The organism is Oceanotoga teriensis, from assembly GCF_003148465.1.
In the GTDB taxonomy this organism is placed as follows: domain Bacteria; phylum Thermotogota; class Thermotogae; order Petrotogales; family Petrotogaceae; genus Oceanotoga; species Oceanotoga teriensis.
This window is the reverse complement of sequence record NZ_QGGI01000002.1, coordinates 131,737-149,612: the sequence shown is the minus strand read 5'-3', so window position 1 is coordinate 149,612 and position 17,876 is coordinate 131,737. Positions and strand designations below refer to the sequence as shown.

The 17,876-nt window shown below is 25.9% G+C and carries 20 protein-coding genes and 3 tRNA genes; 13 read left to right on the top strand and 10 right to left on the bottom strand.

Annotated features, from left to right (window positions below):
• Window positions 1–91: 91 nt before the first annotated feature.
• Genes C7380_RS02285 through udk form a run of 3 tightly spaced genes read right to left on the bottom strand, consistent with a single transcriptional unit; the run spans window position 92 to window position 3,743 of the window.
• Complete coding sequence (locus tag C7380_RS02285) at window positions 92–1,189, bottom strand: BMP family lipoprotein (RefSeq protein WP_109603863.1); 1,098 nt, start codon at window positions 1,187–1,189, stop codon at window positions 92–94.
• Entirely contained in the window at window positions 1,186–3,120 is a 1,935-nt protein-coding gene (locus C7380_RS02280) for a hypothetical protein (protein ID WP_109603862.1), read from the bottom strand. Before C7380_RS02280 ends, C7380_RS02285 begins: the two co-directional genes overlap by 4 nt.
• Entirely contained in the window at window positions 3,117–3,743 is a 627-nt protein-coding gene (udk, locus tag C7380_RS02275; RefSeq protein ID WP_109603861.1) for a uridine kinase, read from the bottom strand. The genes C7380_RS02280 and udk overlap by 4 nt, the downstream gene beginning before the upstream one ends.
• Before the next feature lie 321 nt (window positions 3,744–4,064).
• Here udk and C7380_RS02270 point away from each other — a divergent pair, with 321 nt between their 5' ends.
• Entirely contained in the window at window positions 4,065–4,955 is an 891-nt protein-coding gene (locus C7380_RS02270) for a YncE family protein (RefSeq protein ID WP_109603860.1), read from the top strand.
• Here the strand turns inward: C7380_RS02270 and C7380_RS02265 are convergent.
• Window positions 4,936–5,979, bottom strand: coding sequence for a polysaccharide pyruvyl transferase family protein (locus C7380_RS02265; protein WP_109603859.1), 1,044 nt, complete (start codon window positions 5,977–5,979; stop codon window positions 4,936–4,938). The two genes, C7380_RS02270 and C7380_RS02265, sit on opposite strands and share 20 nt — an antisense overlap.
• A gap of 62 nt (window positions 5,980–6,041) precedes the next feature.
• Here C7380_RS02265 and flgB point away from each other — a divergent pair, with 62 nt between their 5' ends.
• Genes flgB through C7380_RS02245 form a run of 4 tightly spaced genes read left to right on the top strand, consistent with a single transcriptional unit; the run spans window position 6,042 to window position 7,670 of the window.
• On the top strand, window positions 6,042–6,446 hold the full coding sequence (gene flgB / locus C7380_RS02260; protein ID WP_109603858.1) for a flagellar basal body rod protein FlgB: 405 nt from the start codon (window positions 6,042–6,044) through the stop codon (window positions 6,444–6,446).
• A complete protein-coding gene (gene flgC, locus C7380_RS02255) occupies window positions 6,446–6,865 on the top strand; it encodes a flagellar basal body rod protein FlgC (protein ID WP_170110811.1) in 420 nt (139 codons plus the stop codon). The genes flgB and flgC overlap by 1 nt, the downstream gene beginning before the upstream one ends.
• A gap of 18 nt (window positions 6,866–6,883) precedes the next feature.
• Window positions 6,884–7,174 (top strand): flagellar hook-basal body complex protein FliE, encoded by a 291-nt coding sequence (fliE, locus tag C7380_RS02250; protein WP_109603856.1) that lies wholly within the window; start codon window positions 6,884–6,886, stop codon window positions 7,172–7,174.
• Between the two features lie 13 nt (window positions 7,175–7,187).
• Window positions 7,188–7,670, top strand: a complete 483-nt coding sequence (locus tag C7380_RS02245; protein WP_109603855.1) for a hypothetical protein — start codon at window positions 7,188–7,190, stop codon at window positions 7,668–7,670.
• A gap of 38 nt (window positions 7,671–7,708) precedes the next feature.
• Here C7380_RS02245 and C7380_RS02240 read toward each other — a convergent pair whose 3' ends face one another.
• The 6 genes from C7380_RS02240 to mgtE form a co-directional block, all read right to left on the bottom strand.
• Window positions 7,709–9,133, bottom strand: a complete 1,425-nt coding sequence (locus tag C7380_RS02240; RefSeq protein ID WP_158274751.1) for a monomeric [FeFe] hydrogenase — start codon at window positions 9,131–9,133, stop codon at window positions 7,709–7,711.
• 1 nt (window position 9,134) lies between these two features.
• Window positions 9,135–9,377: an NAD(P)H-dependent oxidoreductase subunit E gene (locus tag C7380_RS02235; protein WP_109603853.1), complete on the bottom strand. Its 243-nt coding sequence runs from the start codon at window positions 9,375–9,377 to the stop codon at window positions 9,135–9,137.
• Between the two features lie 12 nt (window positions 9,378–9,389).
• On the bottom strand, window positions 9,390–10,553 hold the full coding sequence (locus C7380_RS02230) for a SpoIIE family protein phosphatase (RefSeq protein ID WP_109603852.1): 1,164 nt from the start codon (window positions 10,551–10,553) through the stop codon (window positions 9,390–9,392).
• A 23-nt stretch (window positions 10,554–10,576) separates the two neighbouring features.
• The gene (locus tag C7380_RS02225; protein WP_158274750.1) at window positions 10,577–11,077 is read right to left on the bottom strand and encodes a PAS domain S-box protein; all 501 of its coding nucleotides are present in this window, start codon (window positions 11,075–11,077) and stop codon (window positions 10,577–10,579) included.
• A 1-nt stretch (window position 11,078) separates the two neighbouring features.
• The gene (locus tag C7380_RS02220) at window positions 11,079–11,348 is read right to left on the bottom strand and encodes a (2Fe-2S) ferredoxin domain-containing protein (RefSeq protein ID WP_109603850.1); all 270 of its coding nucleotides are present in this window, start codon (window positions 11,346–11,348) and stop codon (window positions 11,079–11,081) included.
• Window positions 11,349–11,478: 130 nt separating this feature from the next.
• A complete protein-coding gene (mgtE, locus tag C7380_RS02215; protein WP_109603849.1) occupies window positions 11,479–12,828 on the bottom strand; it encodes a magnesium transporter in 1,350 nt (449 codons plus the stop codon).
• Between the two features lie 194 nt (window positions 12,829–13,022).
• On the opposite strand from mgtE, the gene C7380_RS02210 reads away from it, so the two are divergent.
• The 8 genes from C7380_RS02210 to C7380_RS02175 all read left to right on the top strand — a co-directional run bounded on the left by C7380_RS02210 (window position 13,023) and on the right by C7380_RS02175 (window position 17,874).
• Window positions 13,023–14,495 carry a sensor histidine kinase gene (locus C7380_RS02210; RefSeq protein ID WP_158274749.1) on the top strand — a complete coding sequence of 491 codons (1,473 nt, stop codon included), beginning with the start codon at window positions 13,023–13,025 and terminating at the stop codon, window positions 14,493–14,495.
• Complete coding sequence (locus C7380_RS02205) at window positions 14,496–15,377, top strand: HDOD domain-containing protein (protein WP_109603847.1); 882 nt, start codon at window positions 14,496–14,498, stop codon at window positions 15,375–15,377. It abuts the gene before it with no gap.
• 1 nt (window position 15,378) lies between these two features.
• Window positions 15,379–15,735 (top strand): 30S ribosome-binding factor RbfA, encoded by a 357-nt coding sequence (rbfA, locus tag C7380_RS02200; protein WP_109603846.1) that lies wholly within the window; start codon window positions 15,379–15,381, stop codon window positions 15,733–15,735.
• On the top strand, window positions 15,728–16,636 hold the full coding sequence (truB, locus tag C7380_RS02195; protein ID WP_109603845.1) for a tRNA pseudouridine(55) synthase TruB: 909 nt from the start codon (window positions 15,728–15,730) through the stop codon (window positions 16,634–16,636). Before rbfA ends, truB begins: the two co-directional genes overlap by 8 nt.
• Window positions 16,637–16,642: 6 nt before the next feature.
• Window positions 16,643–17,530 (top strand): riboflavin kinase, encoded by an 888-nt coding sequence (locus C7380_RS02190; protein ID WP_109603844.1) that lies wholly within the window; start codon window positions 16,643–16,645, stop codon window positions 17,528–17,530.
• Window positions 17,531–17,620: 90 nt separating this feature from the next.
• Window positions 17,621–17,696 (top strand) — tRNA-Glu (locus tag C7380_RS02185).
• A 3-nt stretch (window positions 17,697–17,699) separates the two neighbouring features.
• A tRNA-Val gene (locus tag C7380_RS02180) sits at window positions 17,700–17,774 on the top strand.
• 24 nt (window positions 17,775–17,798) lie between these two features.
• A tRNA-Phe gene (locus C7380_RS02175) sits at window positions 17,799–17,874 on the top strand.
• The last annotated feature ends 2 nt before the right edge of the window (window positions 17,875–17,876 follow it).

Here is a 17,876-nt window from a genome sequence, read left to right as displayed (position 1 = left end):
TTTCATTTTTCATTAAAATATTAGAACAATTAAACAAATTTAACTGATTTAATATTTTAATAGGGCAGGGGATTCCTGCCCTTTATTTTAATTAAAATGGAAATTGTACACTTGATACATCAAATGTTCCAAATGCTTCATCTGTTCCTGGAATAACTAATGTTCCTTCTGCTATTAATTTTTCAAGATAAGATAATTCTGCAAAAACTTTATTAGGTACAAAACCTTTTGTATATTTCATAGGTGATAAACTAACTCCACCATCTGCTAAACTCAATATTGTTTCTCCAGATTGGAATCTTCTTGCAGATCTTGCAGACTTTATTCCTTCAAAAGCTGCATTATCTACTCTCTTCATTGCTGAAGCTAATACATAACCAGGTGCTAAATAGTCTTGATCTGAATCTACACCTATTGAGAAGTATCCTCTTCCAGCTTTAAAATATTCATCTATTATTGTTGTTAAAGAAGCATCAGCTTTAACATTTAAAAATTGACTACCTTTTTCTTTAGAAGCATCTATTACACCATTTCCTGTTCCACCAGCAGCATGGAAAACAATATCTGCACCTTGTTCATACTGTGCCATAGCCATCTGTTTACCTTTAGCGGGAGCATCAAAAGCACCAGCATAACCTGATATTAATTCAATATTTGTTCCATGAAGTTGATTATAAGCTTTTATACCTGCTCTAAATCCAAGTTCAAGTCTCATAACTGGAGGAATTCTTATACCACCAACATAACCTAATTTACCTGTTTTATTCATAGCTGCAGCTATATATCCAGCAAGAAAAGTTCCATCTTGTTCTTTAAAAGTATATAGTGCAAGATTGTTAGGTACTGTTTGTCCTTCTGATGGAGATATATCAATACCTATAAATTTTTTGTCTGGAAATTGTGGTGCAACATTAAATAAAGCATCAGCCATTAAAAAACCTACACCAAGTATTACATCACCATTTTTTGCAGCTGTTGTTAAATTGGTAATATAATCTGTTTGTTCTTTAGATATTATATATTCAATATCTACTTTTAATTCGTCTTCTGCCCTTAAAAGGCCATTCCATGTACCATCATTGAATGATTTGTCTCCCAATCCTCCAGTATCTGTTACCATTATTGCTTTTAATGAAAAAGCACTTACAAAAAGCAATAAAACAAGCGATAAAACAAGAATTTTTTTCATACTTTACTACCTCCCCTTTGGTTGAAGTATATTAGTAACGAAATAACTAACATTATAGCACCATAAAAAATATTAACTGAAAAATCATACGTGTGAACAGTTGGAAATTTAATCTGTGATATTACTTCTAATGTATCAGGTTTTATAAATGATAATATACTGGCTAAAATCATCATGATTGAAGAAATATTTTTTATTATTCTTTGTTCAAAGATTATAAAAATTAATATTGAAAGTAAAAATATTATCAATATAGAAGTTCCCCAACTTGTATTATAAGCTTTTAAAGGTATTTTATTTCTTATAAGTGTCTCATCAAAATATTCTTGAGTATCTTTTTCTATCGCCTGTAAAAGTTCATTATTTGAAGTGATTTTAAAAAACTCTTTTTCATAATAATCCATAAAATCTTCATCAGAGTATCTTATTACATCAGCTATATTGTCTTTCAATACTTTCATTTCATTATTAACTCTTCCAGACCTTAATTCTGAAACTTTAATGGCTTTTTCTATAACCCTTGAATATTCTTTTGCTATTTCTTGATAATTTTCTATATTGTTAAACTTTAATCCTTCTTTTAAAGTTTTTATATCTATTCCATCAATTTCATCTGCATATACATATTCATATATATTTTTGTCTATTCCTTTTTTTAGCATTGCATTTAATTCATTTTTATATATTAGATTTATTTCTGAATATTCTTGTCCAAGTTCAGATCTTATAAAGTCAAGACTTTTCATAACTGGCGCATGATCATAATATAGAATATCACTCATAAGTTGCTTTTGAAACTCACTATTTTCAAACGAAACATTATTTTTCATGAGTAAATCTTCAGAATAATATGAAGGTATTAATATCAATAATAATAATCCTATAAATATTAAACTATTTGAAATTCTCTTGAATATATTTGCTCTTCTTTTGAATACAGATAAAAGTGTGATAATAGCAAAAATACCGATAAATAAAATAAAATAAGAACCATATATAAAAGAACTTATAGTATCTTTTAAAGCATCAAAAATAAACAACATATAGAAACTTTCAGAAAGAAATATTATTAGAGAAATATAAGGTATAAATTTTTTATAGAAAAAATAAAATAAAATAAAAATTATTACATAAACTATAAATCTTAAATAATATAAATTTAAACTTATTTTTCCATCTTGCATTATTATATTTATAACTTCAGTCAATTCATCATCAACTTGTTCTGTAAGTGATTGCAAAAATTCATAAGATAAGTCATCTATTGCATATTCAAGTTCTTCACCATTTAAATCTGAAGTCGAAATATCTTTTATTTTAGATTCTAAATCTATTTTATTTTTTTCTATCATAGAGTCATAAAGAGTTTGGGCTTCTCCTGAGTATGTATATAAATCATAATTATCTATACTTGCTTTCATATCAAATTTTTTAATATTTTTATATGGTGATGATTCAACAAGACCTAATGAATAAGCTATAACATTTCCAAGATATGTTAATGATTCATCTTGTATTTCTCCCCTATAATCTTGAATAGTAGTAAAATATGCTGGTAGAGATCTAACAGATTCTTTTGAAAGTCTTTGACCAGAAAAATCACTTTGAACATAAGCTAAGAATCCAGCAAATGCAATCTTTTCTTCATAGTTATCAAATTCCATAGAATTATATATATTTGACAGATACGTTTGAATATTAGTTGGTCTATCAATATACTCAGCACTACCTATCATAATATTTCTATAAAACTTATATATTCCAAGATTTTCAAGTTGAATATAAAAATCTTTAAGATTTCCTTCTTCATTTCCACTTTTATATTCAGAAATATAAGAATTATAATTGTTTCTTAGAACATCTAAATCAAGAGAAAACCCTATCGAAATTAAGCTTGTAAATAAGAGAAGAATTACTATTAATTTTTTCATTGATCTCCCTCCTGTGATGTTGTTTCTAACATTCTTTCTATAGCATTTATTATTATATTCATACCTCTAAAATTACTAACTCCTTCTGGCAAAACAATATCTGCTTTAAACTTTTGTGGCTCTATAAAAGATTTAAATGAAGGAGCTACGAACTTTCTATATTGTTTTAAAATACTTTCAACTGTTCTACCTCTCTCTATTGTATCCCTTTCAATTCTTCTTATAAGTCTTTCATCAGAAGGAGCATCTATATAAACTGAAAAATCAAAGAGTTCTTTTATGTTATCATCATGTAAAACAAATATTCCTTCGACTATTACAAGGTCATTTGTCCTAAATAAATCAAAAATACCATTTTCTCTTCTAAAAGTAACCATATTGTATACTGGAACATGAATATCTTTACCATTTTTTAATTCTTTCATGTGTTTCGAAAACAATTCAAAATCAAATGCTTTTGGATCATCAAAATTAAAGTCTGAAGGATTTATTTTTGGGGGTAAATCTTTATAGTAGTCATCCATATTTAATAATGATGCTCTATTCTTAAAATGCTCTACTATGCATTTTGAAACACTTGTTTTACCTGAACCACTCCCTCCAACTATAGCAACAAGAACCACAAAAAATACACCTCTTTTCAGTCTTTTTCAATTTATTATACTATAAATATTTTGTTTTAGCAAAAAGATTTATGAAAAATCTTTCTCATTTTTAAGTTAATATTTTTATATAATTAAATTATTCATTTTTTATCTTCTTTGTGATAAAATAATTATTGATTTATTTTTATTGAGGAGGAGATAATCATAAAAAAATTTTATATTTTAATTCTATACATTTTTATTTTTGTTTTAATATTTTCTGAAGATTATTTTGTTGAAATAAATAAATTTAATATTGGAAAAAGGGCTTTTCATATAAATTCTTACGATAATTATGCTTTGATTTCTGATTATGATGGTAAATTATCCGTTATAGATTTTTATACAAATGAAATTTCTCAATATAATGATGCAACAATACCAATGGCAGCTGCATATGATGGTGAATTTATATATTTAATAGATAATTATAAAAGAGAAATTTTAAAATTAAAAAATAACAAATTAATAAAAAAAATTAGAATAGAATCAAAACCAGTAAACATAGTGTTTTTAAATGATAAGCTTTATATAACTTCAAACTCACCAAATAAACTATATATATTAAATTCTAATTTGGACATATTAAAATCTTCAAATTTAATAGTTGATAGTCCAGCAATAAATATATTAAATAATCAAATTTTTGTTCCAATGTTTGATAATTTTGAAGATAATAAATTTTTAACTAATATTTTATTTTATATTCCTGAAAAAAATACTTATATAATCAACTATGCCAATATAAAATTTCCTAAAGATATAACTTATTACAACAATAATGAATATATAATTTCTTATTTTGATGGAAAACTTTATAAAAATTCTTATAAAAGGCAAGAATTTGTAGCTCAATTTGGTAAATATACAGAAAAAATTTCTACTTATAAAAATTATATAATTGGAAATTCTTTATATGGTGGTATTTATTTTTATGATACTAAAAATGGAAAAACTACCAAAATACTTGAAGATGTGCCACTTAAAGACTTTGAAATTTCTCCTAATAATGATTATATATATGCAATTTCTCATATTTATAATAAATTGTATATTATAAAAGATTTTAAAATTTTTCAAACTTTAGATATAGATGAATATCCAATAGATATTTTTTCTCCAGATGAAAATATAGTTCTTGTACTTTCTACAGATGGAGAAACTTTGCAAATTATAAGGCGTTTTGAATGAGTTCTTTAGTTATCTTTACTGAATTTAATATATCAATATTAAATCTTTCTCCAAGTGTTTTAAAATCATAACCTTTAGTTATATAATCTGTGTATAAAGAACTTATATCTATTAGTTCTTTATAAAAAAATTTATAATCCGATGAAATATTTTTTAAAACTCTTTGATTTTTATTATTTCCGTATGTAAACGTAGGTACTCCAAAAAAAATACCTGCAATAGCTCCATGAAGTCTATCAGAAATTATTAAATTAGATGTAGATATCTCTTCTATTATTTTATTAAAATCTTTTAATGGAAAAGGTATATTTACTTTATTTTCTCTCATTTTATCTACTATATAATAATTTACTGATGAATCTTTATCTGAATTTATTATGAGTGTTTGTATTTCATGATCATTGAAAATAGAAAGAAAATCTATTAAACTTTCTATATCATTATAATTATTTTTTAAACATATAGATATTTTGTTTTTTTTATCTTTTTTGATAAAATTTTCTTGTTCATCCATCAAACAATAAAGACCTAGATCTGCCGAAAGATAAACATTATGATTATAATTTTTTGCAAAATTATAAGATGTATTATCTCTAAATATAGCTTGTAGGTTTTTATAAGATAAAACTTTTTTTAACATTTTAGAAGCTATTTTATGTTTTATGGGACCTAACCCTTGAGATAATAAAAGTATTTTTATATTATTTTTCATAGCTGTTTTCGCTATATAATAATAATATAAAAAACTTTTTAAAGAGGTTTCGCTTTGAAATAGATTTCCTCCACCATATATAACTATATCCATTTTTTGAACATAACTTCTAAGACTTAAAATATCAAATCTATTTATATTTTTTATAGAAAAAGAATAAGAAGTTTTATTGATTGGTAGTTCATTATCTGATGGAATATATATATTTCCAGAAAAATTTATTTCTTGAAATATTTTTAAAATGCTTTTTAAAAGAAGATCATCTCCAAAATTTTTAAAACCATAATATCCAATTAGCATTATATTTTTCATATAATGACCTCCATTTAGGAAATTTATATTTTTTAAAGAATAATAGAACAGGAGGGATAAAAATGTTTAATGATACCTTTAAAATTTTACCAAAAGCAATGGATGCATCTGTTCTACGTCATAAAATGATATCACAAAATCTTTCAAATAAAAATACCCCAAATTATAAAAGAAAATATGTTTCTTTTGAAGAAGAGTTAAATAAATCTATTGATAATAATTCTGATCAAGATTTAAAGTTAAATACAAATAATTCAAAGCATATCACAAATTTTAAGAATATAGATGAAGTAAACCCTTCTGTTAAAGTTGATGATTCAAAATCATTTGAAAATGACGGTAATAATGTTGATGAAGATAAAGAGTTTTCATTGATGATTCAAAATTCTATGAAATACACTGGGTTATCAAGATTGATGACTTATTCTATTCAAAGATATAATACTGCTGTTAGGAGTGGTAGATGATGGATGGCTTGTTTAAAAGCATGAATATTTCTGGAAGTGGAATGTCTGCAGAAAGATTTAGATTGAATATTATTTCTCAAAATCTATCCAATGCAAATACAACAAGAACTGATAATGGAGGACCTTATAGACGAAAATCTGTTTCTTTTGAAGAAGTTTTAAATGGTTCTATGAGTAATTCAGAAAGTTTTGGTGGAGTTAAAGTAAGCTCAATAAATGAAGATCAAGCTCCATTTCGTCTTGAATATGAACCTGATAATCCTGATGCAGATGAAAATGGCTATGTTAGATATCCAAATGTAAATGCATTGCGTGAAATGATAGATATGATATCTGCACAAAGGGCTTATGAATTCAATGCAACTGCTGTAAATACAGCTAAAACAATGTATAATTCGGCCTTAAATATTGGAAAATAATATGGGAGGTGAATCGATTTGATAAACAGAATAAATAAAATCGGTTTAGAAAGTATTAAAAATACTGATTTAAATAAAAATAATAAAAATTTAAACTTTTCAAAAATGCTTAATGATGCTATAAATGATGTAAACAGTTTACAAAATATTTCTGATAAAGCTACAAATGATTATGCAACTGGAAAAATTAATGATGTACATCAAGTCATTATAGCTGCTGAAAAGGCTTCTCTATCTTTGAGATTGACTACAGAAGTAACGACAAAAATAATAGATTCTTATAAAGAAATAATGAGAATGCAATTATAATTGGAGGCATATAATGGAAAATGTTGTTAAAGCTGTTGAAGATTTTTTTGAAAAAAAACCTGATGCAGATTTCGATGAATTAGATATATTTTTAAATAATAATTTTTCTAAAGAAGAAATCGAAAAATATTATGAATTATTGAGTGAGACACTTGGGGGTATGAAGGAAGTAATCGAAAACCCCGTAGAAATGTTTACAAAAGATCAAAAAGAAAATGTTATATCTGGAGAATATTTTGAATTGGTTAACTTTCCAAAAGAAGAAAGATTAAGAAGTTTAAAAGTGGCTGAATGGAAATCAGGAGAATTAGAACCTGGTGAATATTTAATAGATTCAAGTATGGTTGGAAGTTATTTCATACAAAATGGTAATGGTAGTTTAATACTCGGTAAAAATTCTTTAGTTTTTTTCTCTGGAGATCTTATAACTTTTAATAAAGTAAGTGATGATATTTTAAAAGTAGATAAAAAAGTCATCTGTTTATATAAAAAATAATATTAAAGGGTAGAATAATTAATTATTCTACCCTTTTTTTATATTTTATCTAAAGTTTTGATTTTTTTTAATCCGTTATTTGCAACTCTTGGATTTATTAAAACACCTGGTCCTGATATACATCCTCCAAAGCAAGCCATTCCTTCAAGAAGGTTTATGTTTTCTTTTTCTAAATCTTTAAAAATTTGTTTTCCTTCTTCAAGCCCATTCATTTTTAAAGTTGTTATATTTTCTTTTTTCATCCTATTCTCTACAGCTTTTGTAACTCCACCAGAAGCAGCAAAGTTCCAAGCATCATAACTACCTTCTATGTCTTCATTTTCAAAGTCTGTTGGTTCAATATTTTTAGCTATTAATAAAGCACCTAATTCTTCAAATGTGATGACATAATCAATATAATTACTGTTGTAAGCTTCTGATTTTTTTGCTATACATGGTCCTATAAATATAATATTTGAATCTTTATTTTCTTCTTTAACTTTTTTTGCCAAAGCAATCATAGGTGATGGTGCAGGTGAAATATTTTTTATATATTTATGTTGATGTTTTTTTATATATTCAACAAATGCAGGACAACAAGATGTTGTTACTAATTCTTCAGTATTATCTAACAGTTCTGCTTCTTCTTGAGCTACAATATCAGCACCTATAGCAACTTCATATGCATTATCAAAACCTGCTTTTTTTAATGCATCTTTTATTTGACCTATGCTTACTTTTGGACCAAACTGCGAAACAATGGCAGGTGCAAAAATAGCTATATTATTTTTAAAATTTTTTAAACTGTAAAGAACATTCATGAGATAAGATGGAGTTTCTACAGCTCCAAAAGGACAAGAAATATAACAATTTCCACAATTAACACATTTTTCTTCATTTATTTTTGCGGAATTATCTTCATCTTTTATTACAGCATTTACTGAACAAGCTCTTTCACAAGGTCTTTCTAATTTTACTATTGCAAAATAAGAACATGATTTAGAACATAGTCCACAACCTATACACTTTTCAGTATCTATAACAGCTCTTCCATTTTCAAAAGATATAGCATTTTTAGGACATGCATTCATACATGAGTGTGCCACACAATTCCTACATAAATCAGTTACATAATATCTTCCAGAAGGGCAAGAATCACATGCTTCTTTTATAACTTGAACAAATTTTTCTGATTTTAAATCACTTTTTCCAGATAATATTTCATCTAAAAAAGGAGTTAATTCATAAAGTTCTTTGTCTTTTGTTTTATCATAATCCAATCCTAAATAATTTTTTATCCTATTTTTTAAAACTTCTCTTTCATGATACACAGAACCTCTATACTTACCTTCAGGGCCTGGAAGCATTATTTTTGGTAATTTATCGATTTCATCTTCTAATTGATTATTTTCATACATTTCTGCCATTTTTATAAGGGTTTGTCTTCTCAATTTCATAACTTCATTAAATATAAAAGATCTCATTCTAATTATCACCAACCATGGCAATAATAATTTTTTTGATTTTATCCGGAGATAAATCATCATAAAGTTTGTCATCTATCTTAGCTATAGGGGGTTTCATTTGCCCATGACAAACATCAAAACATGTAGAATACTTTATACTAACATTATTTAAATACTTTTCTGGAAGCTCATTTATAGCTTCAACTAAAGATGATGATCCCAATAAATGACATGTTGTTCCAACACATATACTTATCACCATACTTTTTCCTCCTCAACAATATTCTATTTCAACATCTTTACCCACTCTCTGTAAATTTTTAACTATATCCCTAACTAAATTAGATCTTATGGACATATCAAAAGGTAAAGCTGGATTATGATAAAATGCATTGACTTTTCTTCCAACCATTATTTTTATTTCGTCACAGTCTCTAAGTATTAAAAACATATTATCTGCCGCATTTATATTTTTTTTATCAAAATCTATTTCATACATATTATTTTTACATTCTGAAAGCAATTTATTTAAAGCTTTTAATGTTAAAACTCCTTCAGTTACTAAATCAACATTTTCCATATGACCATAAGGAGGAAGTTCTTTGCTGGAAGTACTTGTAAGATCTATTTCCATTTCATTTCCAGTTATTCTTGATACTATATTACTTGTAGTTCCACCAGATATTATTTTTTTACCATCAAATTTAGTAAATTTCTCAACATAATAACTATCTTTTTTCGGATCTAATGGTGGTCCTGTAAATATTATTGCTCTTGGTTTTTCTGTAATCTTAAGACCAACAAGTGTTGCATCATCTCCCGCTTCAAAACCATAATAACTCTCTGTAACAGCTATTAAATTATCAACCATGTATTTTATATCTCTTGTTCTTCTATACATCCTTTTTAAATATCCAGCTATATTTTCTATTCCCCAACCAAAATCCATTAAATTTCCAAGACCTGCATGAACAACACCATCAGACATAACAAATATAAAATCTTCTGGATCAAGAGTAAATGTAGATATTTTAATTTTTTTATCATTAATTATTTTTTCCTGATAAGTTGGCCAATAAAGTTGACCTTTTTTTAATATTATTGGTTTTGGATTATCATAATTTACTAATTTGACCATTCCATTCCTAAAAATTTGAACAATTGTAAATGTAGAATAAGCTATTCCTCTTACTTTGCATACTGGTAAAGTATTTGCTATAGTATGAACAACTTCTTCAACATCTACACCTTTTTTAAACATAGTACTTATTATTTCAGTTGTTAAAATAGATAATATACTTGCTTTTATACCACTTCCAAGTCCATCAGACATAACTGCTATTTTAGAATCTTCAGTTTTTCCCAATTGAAAATTATCTCCACATACCTCTTCACCAAATTTATTAAGATTTTTTTTGTATATAACCGCCGATATCATTTAAATACACCTACCTCTCATATTTAACTTTCTTTTTTCAAAATAGTCAACAATTTTACAAGAGAGGCTTTAGTCTCTGCTGTTGTTTCTCCAAGAATAGAAGCAATTTCTTGACCTGTTTTCATCTGTTTATCAACGATTTTTTGAACTTCATCCATTATCTGTAATTTTAAAGTTCTCAATTCTTTTTCCTTTCTTTCTTGATCTGTTATATCATGAAAAATTTTAACAACCATTTTTTCATCTTCTATTTTAAAAGTTACTTCAGAAACAGTAATACCGTAATTTGGATATTCTTTTATTCTTCTAACTAAATTTTTTTTCCCATTATTAACTTCATAAAAATCTTGATAATCATCAAAAAAATCAAAAACAGATCTACCTATAACATCTTGTCCTTCAAGAAAAAACATTTTTACAAATGCAGGATTAACAAGTTTTATATCATAATTTTCATCTATAGCTAAAAGTCCATTTGGATCATAGTCCATTATAAGTTCCCAAACATTTTTTGTTACATTCAATTCATTCTCCTCCATTCATCAATATTTCTATATATGGAATTATTTCATTCTCGAATTTTTCAATCGTATTCTCTGGACTCATTTTTTTAAAAAATTTATCCCCAACTTTAATAACAACTCCTTGATTGCAAGGACCTAAACAAAAAGAACCTTTTAAATGCACTTTGGCTTTTAAATCATGTTTTTCGATTTGTCTATTAATTATTTCAACAATTTCATTAGATCCTTTCAAATAACAAGCACTACCCATACAAACATAAAAATCAATCATATTGACTCCCCCTTTATTAAGGTTGCATTTGTATTATATAACTAATATATTAATTAATTATATTTTTTAAAGTAAACACTTAATGAATTTTTTCACATTTTCTCTAACAAGGGCATAAGAAGCCCTTGTTCTAAATAAAATCTTTTAATAAAGATAATGCTACAGAAAAATAAACTGTCATACTTATAACATCCATTAATGTTGAAATTAAAGGACCAGATATTAATGCAGGATCTAATTTTAATTTTTTTGCTATAAAAGGTAAAATTGCTCCAAGTAAATTGGAAACTATTACAACAATTATAAGAGATATAGATAAACTAAGTATTATCATAGGATTTTGAGTATTTACAAAAGCTCTGAATCCCATAACTATTGATAAAATCACACCCATAATACTTCCAATTAGAAGTTCTTTAAAAAATACTCTTTTCATATCTTTAAATTCAAGTTCGCCAAGCGCAATTGAACGTATTATTATTGCAGACATTTGACTTCCAGCATTCCCTCCCATTGCATTTATTGTTGGAATAAATGCTGCCAATATAGTAACTTTTTGTAAAACATGAGAATAACCATCTATTATAAAAGCTGCTGTACTCTCAAGTAAAAGTAACATTATAAGCCATATAACTCTACTTTTTATAAGTTTCCAAGTTGAGGTGTGAAGATATGATGTATCAGTAACACCCATACCAGCCATTTTTTGTATATCTTCGGTTACTGAATCTTCTATTATATCTACTATATCATCAATAGTTATAATACCAATAAGTCTTTTTTCAGAATCTGTTACAGGTAAAGCCAATAAATCATAATCTTTCATTATTTTTGCAACTTCTTCTTCATTTTCATAAGCTTTAACATATACAAATTCTTTATTCATTATATCTTTTATCAATTTATCATCATCTGCAAATATCAAATCTTTTAATTCTATAACTCCTTCGAGTTTTCTATTATGATTTATAATAAATAATGTATATATAGTTTCTTTTTCGTTTCCATAAGTCCTTATATTTTTTAAAGCTTCCGAAACAGTAAGATCTTCTTTTAAATCAAAAAAATCTGGTGTCATTATTCTCCCAGCAGAATCTTGAGGATAATTTAATAAGATTAAAGTTTGATCTCTTTCTTGAGGTGAGAGATAATTTAAAAGATTTTTAACAACATTTGCTGGTAATTCTTCAAATATTTCAACTCTATCATCTGGTTCCATATTAATTATTATTTCTTTCAATTTCTCTTCTTTAAACAAAGCTAATAATTTTTTCTGATCATCTATTTCGAGTTCAGTAAAAACAACTGCCGCTATATCTTTTGGAAGAAGTCTGAATACTACTATTTTTTCTTCTGCTTCAAGTTCCTCTAAAATTTCAACTATATAAGGAACAGATTGTTCAGAAATTAATTCTTTAAGAACTTTGAATTGTTTTAAATCTATTAATTTTTTTATATCTACTGTCATTTCTATTTTCACATATATTCCTCCTTTATGGTGGTTTATTAGAATAACTACTTAACGGATCTTCCATATATATCATCTCCTTTTGTGTATATTTTCATTTTAACATTATTTTTTTAAGTTTTATAGAGTTATTGATTATTTTTTTTGAAAAATTAATTTTAATAATGTATAATTTATTAAGACAATTATTTTGGGATGGTGTTTCAATGGCTGAAAAACTAAAAACTAATTTATCTTTTTTAACTCAGATTTCAACTGTAATAATGGAAATTTCGAAAATAAATTCAGTTAAAGAAGCTTATGATGTAATATCTATAATTTTAAAAAGATCTCTTGAAATTGAAGAAGAATATTTTTTTGAATTAGAAAATGAGAGTATAATAGAAATATTTGGAAAACCTTTTAAAAAAGACCTAGAAGATATTGTAATGTGGGCACATAACAAGTCTGATGTTTCAATTTTTCCGGATGATGTTGGATCTTATATTTTAATTCCTATAGTTAGTACTAACAAAATTAATTTTATCTATGTTGGATATACTGAAGAAGAAAATTTTTCTAATCAATTTATGACTACAATAAAATTAGTATCTTTTTTGTTGGGAAACCTTTTTGAAAATCTAAAGCTCTATGAAAAAATAGTTGCCAAAAACTTAATAATAGAAGAAAACAAAAACTTTTTAAATAGTGTTTTAAATTCTACTACAGAATCTATAGTTGTCTATGATAAAAATAAAATAATAAAATTCGAAAATAACAATTTTTCAAAAATAAAAGAAAATAGTGCTTTAATGGATAAAATAGAAGAGTATACAGAATTAGCTTTCAATAATAAATTAAATAATAATTTTGAATTTGATATAAAAAATAATTTTTATTCTATAGATATTATAAACATTGAAATAAAAGAAAATTCTTATGTTTTGATAGTTGTAAGAGATGTTTCTGGTACAAAAGAATTAGAGAAACTCAAAAAAATAGATAAAATGAAGATGGAATTTTTATCTATGATGTCACATGAATTAAGAACACCTTTGAGTGCTATTAAAGCTTATTCTGAAACTCTTATAAATTCTTTAGATATTTTAGATAAAGATACTTTATCTGAATTTTTAAATACTATTTTTAAAGAATCCAATCATTTAGATAAGCTTTTAAATGATCTATTAGATTTCTCTAAACTCGAATTAAAATCTTTAACTTTAAGAAGAGAATCTTTTGAATTTACAGAATTAATAAATGAAGTAATATCTTCTTTAGAAGAATTTTCAAAAACTAATGATGTAAAAATCATTTTGAAATCAAATGAAAACATAATATTAAATCTTGATAGGACAAGAATTAAACAAATTTTGGTAAATTTGATACAGAATGCTATAAAATATTCTGATTCTAAAAAAGAAGATAAGTATGTTCAAATAAATTATGAACAAAATGAAGAAAATATAATTATTTATATAGAAGATAATGGAATGGGAATAAAAGAAGAATATCAAGAGAAAATTTTCGAGAAATTCTTTAGAGCAGATTCTTCACTAAACTATGAAATACAGGGCACTGGAATAGGATTATCCATTGTGAAAGAACTGGTAGAACTTCATAATGGGAAAATACTCCTCGAGAGTGAATTTGAAAAAGGTTCTAAATTTATAATTACTTTACCAAAAGGTGTGATTTAATTGGAAACTTCTATAAATAAACTTTCAAAAAAAATAAATGATCTACCAACTCCTGACTTCATAGTTCAGAGAATCATAAATGTTGCTTCAGACCCTGAATCGAGTACAAAAGATTTAAATATGGCTGTTTTACAATCTCCTACTCTATCAGCAAAAATTTTAAAATTATCAAATTCAGCTTATTATGCATTACCAAGAAAAATAACAAAGCTTTCTCAGGCTATAAACATACTTGGTTTTAAAACTGTTAGAAATCTTGCTTTAGGAGTTTTTACTGCTAATAGCTATTTTAAAAAAGAATATGAATTTTTTAATACTGAAAAATTTTGGAAACATTTGATGAGTACTGCAATGGCCTCAGAACTTTTATGCAAATATCTAAATTATCCAGACAAAGAAGAGGCTTTCTTATCTGGAATGTTGCATGATATGGGAAAAATTGTTATGGCTTATGTTATGCCAGATATTTTTGAAATAATATTAAAAGTAGCTAGGCATAAAAAAATAAAATTTCATCAAGCTGAAGATTTATTGAATACATATTCTCATCAAATAGTTGGAAAAATGCTATTTGAGAATTGGGGATTGTCTGAATTAATAATAAATACAGCAGCTTATCATGACACTCCTTCTGAAGCAAAAGATAGTGATTCTAAAATGATGATAGGAATTGTATCCATTGCAAATTTATCTGTTAATACTATAATGTATGGTTATTCTGGAAATTTTGGAATAGAAATTCCTGATGATAAAACTTGGAATAATATAGGTTTGACTCCAAAATTATATTTGAATTATTTCAAAGAACTTGAGGAAAAAATAAATAAATCTAATGATTTTATGAATTTAAAAGATATTATCGTAGATATGGATGGTGAATAAAATGGCAGGATTTAAAATACAAATGCTTGAATCACAAATAATGAAACTTTTAAACTCAAATATTTCGAGTTTAAGAAATGATAAATTGAGAGGTCAACTATTTACAATTAATAAAGTAAAATTAGCAAAAGATAAATCTTATGCCGATATATTTGTTTCAACTTTAAATGGAAATATTGAAAAAATATTAGATGGTTTAAATGAATCTAAAGGATATTTAAGAACTTTAATAGCTAAAAATATAAGAATGTATAAAGCACCAGAATTAAGAATACATAAAGATGAAGGAATAGAAGCAAGTATAAGAATAAATAACTTACTAAATAATATAGAAATTAAGGATGAAAATGATGAATAATGGATTTTTAATAGTAAATAAACCTGAAAATATGACTTCACACGATGTAGTAAGTATTGCAAGAAAAAAACTTAATACGAAAAAAATAGGCCACACCGGTACATTGGATCCTTTTGCTACCGGTGTTCTTATTCTTGGTATAAATAAGGGAACTAAATTTATAGAATTTCTTAATAAAGATATTAAAAAATATTTTGTGCGTGGAAAACTTGGTGAAATAACGGATACTTTTGATAAAGATGGCAAAGTAGTAGAACAAAATGAAGTTACAAACGAAGATATCAAAAAAATTGAACCTACAATAATGTCTTTATTGGGAAAAAGAATGCAAACACCGCCTTCTTATTGTGCAAAGAAATATAAAGGTAAACGTTTATATGAATATGCGAGAAAAGGTGAAATTATAAACCTTCCACCTCATGAAATTGAAATTTTTTCTATAGAAAATTTTTCACAAGAAGGTAAAGAATTTGAATTTGAAGTTACTGTTTCTGCTGGAACTTATATAAGATCTTTAATAATGGAAATTGGTTATATAATAGGTCCTGGTGCTGTTACTATTGAATTGAAAAGAACTCAAGCTGGAAATATGAATATATTAAATACTATTGATATAAATGATATTTCTTATGAAAAAATAATTTCTATAAATGAGGTTTTAAATATTCCTATTTTAAAGGTAAATAATTCAGATAAAATAAAGAATGGAATACAAATCTATAAAGAATTTGTAGAAAACTATGAAAAATTTAAAAAAGATAATTTCGTTAAATTAATAGATGAAAATGATAATTTTTTTGGAATAGCTAAGGCAGAAAAGAATTCTTCGTTTATTAAAACCCTTATTAAAAATAATGAAAGAAATGATAGAATAGCAAAAATTTATAAAATATTGAGGTGACTAATTTTGTACGTTTTAACTGTTGGTACATTTGACGGAGTTCATAAAGGCCATAATTATATTCTAAACAATACTCTCGAAGAAGCAAAAAAAGATAATCTAATTCCTTTGGCTATAATGTTGAGGTATCCAATAGGTCAATATGTGAATGGATTTGATGGTTTAATATTACCAAGTTGGAAAAGAAAATCCTTAATGGAAAAAATGGGATTCAAAGTAAAAATTGTTGATATGGAAGATGTCTGGAAAATAACCCATGAAGAATATTTAAATGATTTAATAAATTTAGGTGTAAAAAAAATCGTATGTGGTGAAGACTTTAGATTTGGTAGAGGAGCTCTTGGAGATGTAAGTTACCTCTTAACCGAAGGGGTTAAAAAAGGTTTGAAAATAAAAGTTCTTCATGATTTAAAAAATAATGGAAAAAGAATAAGTTCAACTTTGATAAGAAAATCTTTAAAAAAAGGTCTAATAGAAAAAGCTAACTTTATGTTGAATAGGCATTGGACACTTGAAGGACCTATTTATGAAGATAGACATGTTGGTAGGGATAGATTGGGATTTCCAACAGCCAATATGGATATAAGATATAAAGAAGATATACTTTTTCCTGCATATGGCGTTTATATATCAAAATCTTTATTAAATGAAAAAATTGTATATGGTTTAACATCAGTTGGTATAAGACCTACATATTATGAAAAAAAGAAAGAACCTAAAGTAGAAACATTCTATATGGATTTTGATGATAATCTATATGATCAAATAATTGAAATAAAAATTTTAAAATTTCTAAGATCTGAAATAAAGTTTAACAGCGAAAAAGATTTAATTTTACAAATGAAAAAAGATGAAATTTTAGCGAGAAATATTATACTAAAAGAAAAATTATAATTTTTTAATATTCTGTTCACATTAAAACCTTGACAAGATAGATTATCTATGATATTATATATCTCGGTTGGCGAAACAAAAACAACAAAAGCCCCCATCGTCTAGCGGCCTAGGACATTGGCCTTTCACGCCAAAGACACCAGTTCAAATCTGGTTGGGGGCGCCATCAGGGCGCTTAGCTCAGCGGGAGAGCATCTGCCTTACAAGCAGAGGGTCGTAGGTTCAAATCCTGCAGCGCCCACCATTTTTTATAAATTTATAAACGAGTGGGCAGATAGCTCAGTCGGTAGAGCAACGGACTGAAAATCCGTGTGTCGACAGTTCGATTCTGTCTCTGCCCACCATA

Coding starts and splice junctions, on each gene's coding strand:
- C7380_RS02285 (WP_109603863.1), bottom strand. CDS start 1,189: ATGAAAAAAATTCTTGTTTTATCGCTTGTTTTATTGCTTTTTGTAAGT.
- C7380_RS02280 (WP_109603862.1), bottom strand. CDS start 3,120: ATGAAAAAATTAATAGTAATTCTTCTCTTATTTACAAGCTTAATTTCG.
- C7380_RS02265 (WP_109603859.1), bottom strand. CDS start 5,979: ATGAAAAATATAATGCTAATTGGATATTATGGTTTTAAAAATTTTGGA.
- flgB (WP_109603858.1), top strand. CDS start 6,042: ATGTTTAATGATACCTTTAAAATTTTACCAAAAGCAATGGATGCATCT.
- flgC (WP_170110811.1), top strand. CDS start 6,446: ATGGATGGCTTGTTTAAAAGCATGAATATTTCTGGAAGTGGAATGTCT.
- C7380_RS02245 (WP_109603855.1), top strand. CDS start 7,188: ATGGAAAATGTTGTTAAAGCTGTTGAAGATTTTTTTGAAAAAAAACCT.
- C7380_RS02240 (WP_158274751.1), bottom strand. CDS start 9,133: ATGAGATCTTTTATATTTAATGAAGTTATGAAATTGAGAAGACAAACC.
- C7380_RS02235 (WP_109603853.1), bottom strand. CDS start 9,377: ATGGTGATAAGTATATGTGTTGGAACAACATGTCATTTATTGGGATCA.
- C7380_RS02230 (WP_109603852.1), bottom strand. CDS start 10,553: ATGATATCGGCGGTTATATACAAAAAAAATCTTAATAAATTTGGTGAA.
- C7380_RS02220 (WP_109603850.1), bottom strand. CDS start 11,348: ATGATTGATTTTTATGTTTGTATGGGTAGTGCTTGTTATTTGAAAGGA.
- C7380_RS02210 (WP_158274749.1), top strand. CDS start 13,023: ATGGCTGAAAAACTAAAAACTAATTTATCTTTTTTAACTCAGATTTCA.
- rbfA (WP_109603846.1), top strand. CDS start 15,379: ATGGCAGGATTTAAAATACAAATGCTTGAATCACAAATAATGAAACTT.
- truB (WP_109603845.1), top strand. CDS start 15,728: ATGAATAATGGATTTTTAATAGTAAATAAACCTGAAAATATGACTTCA.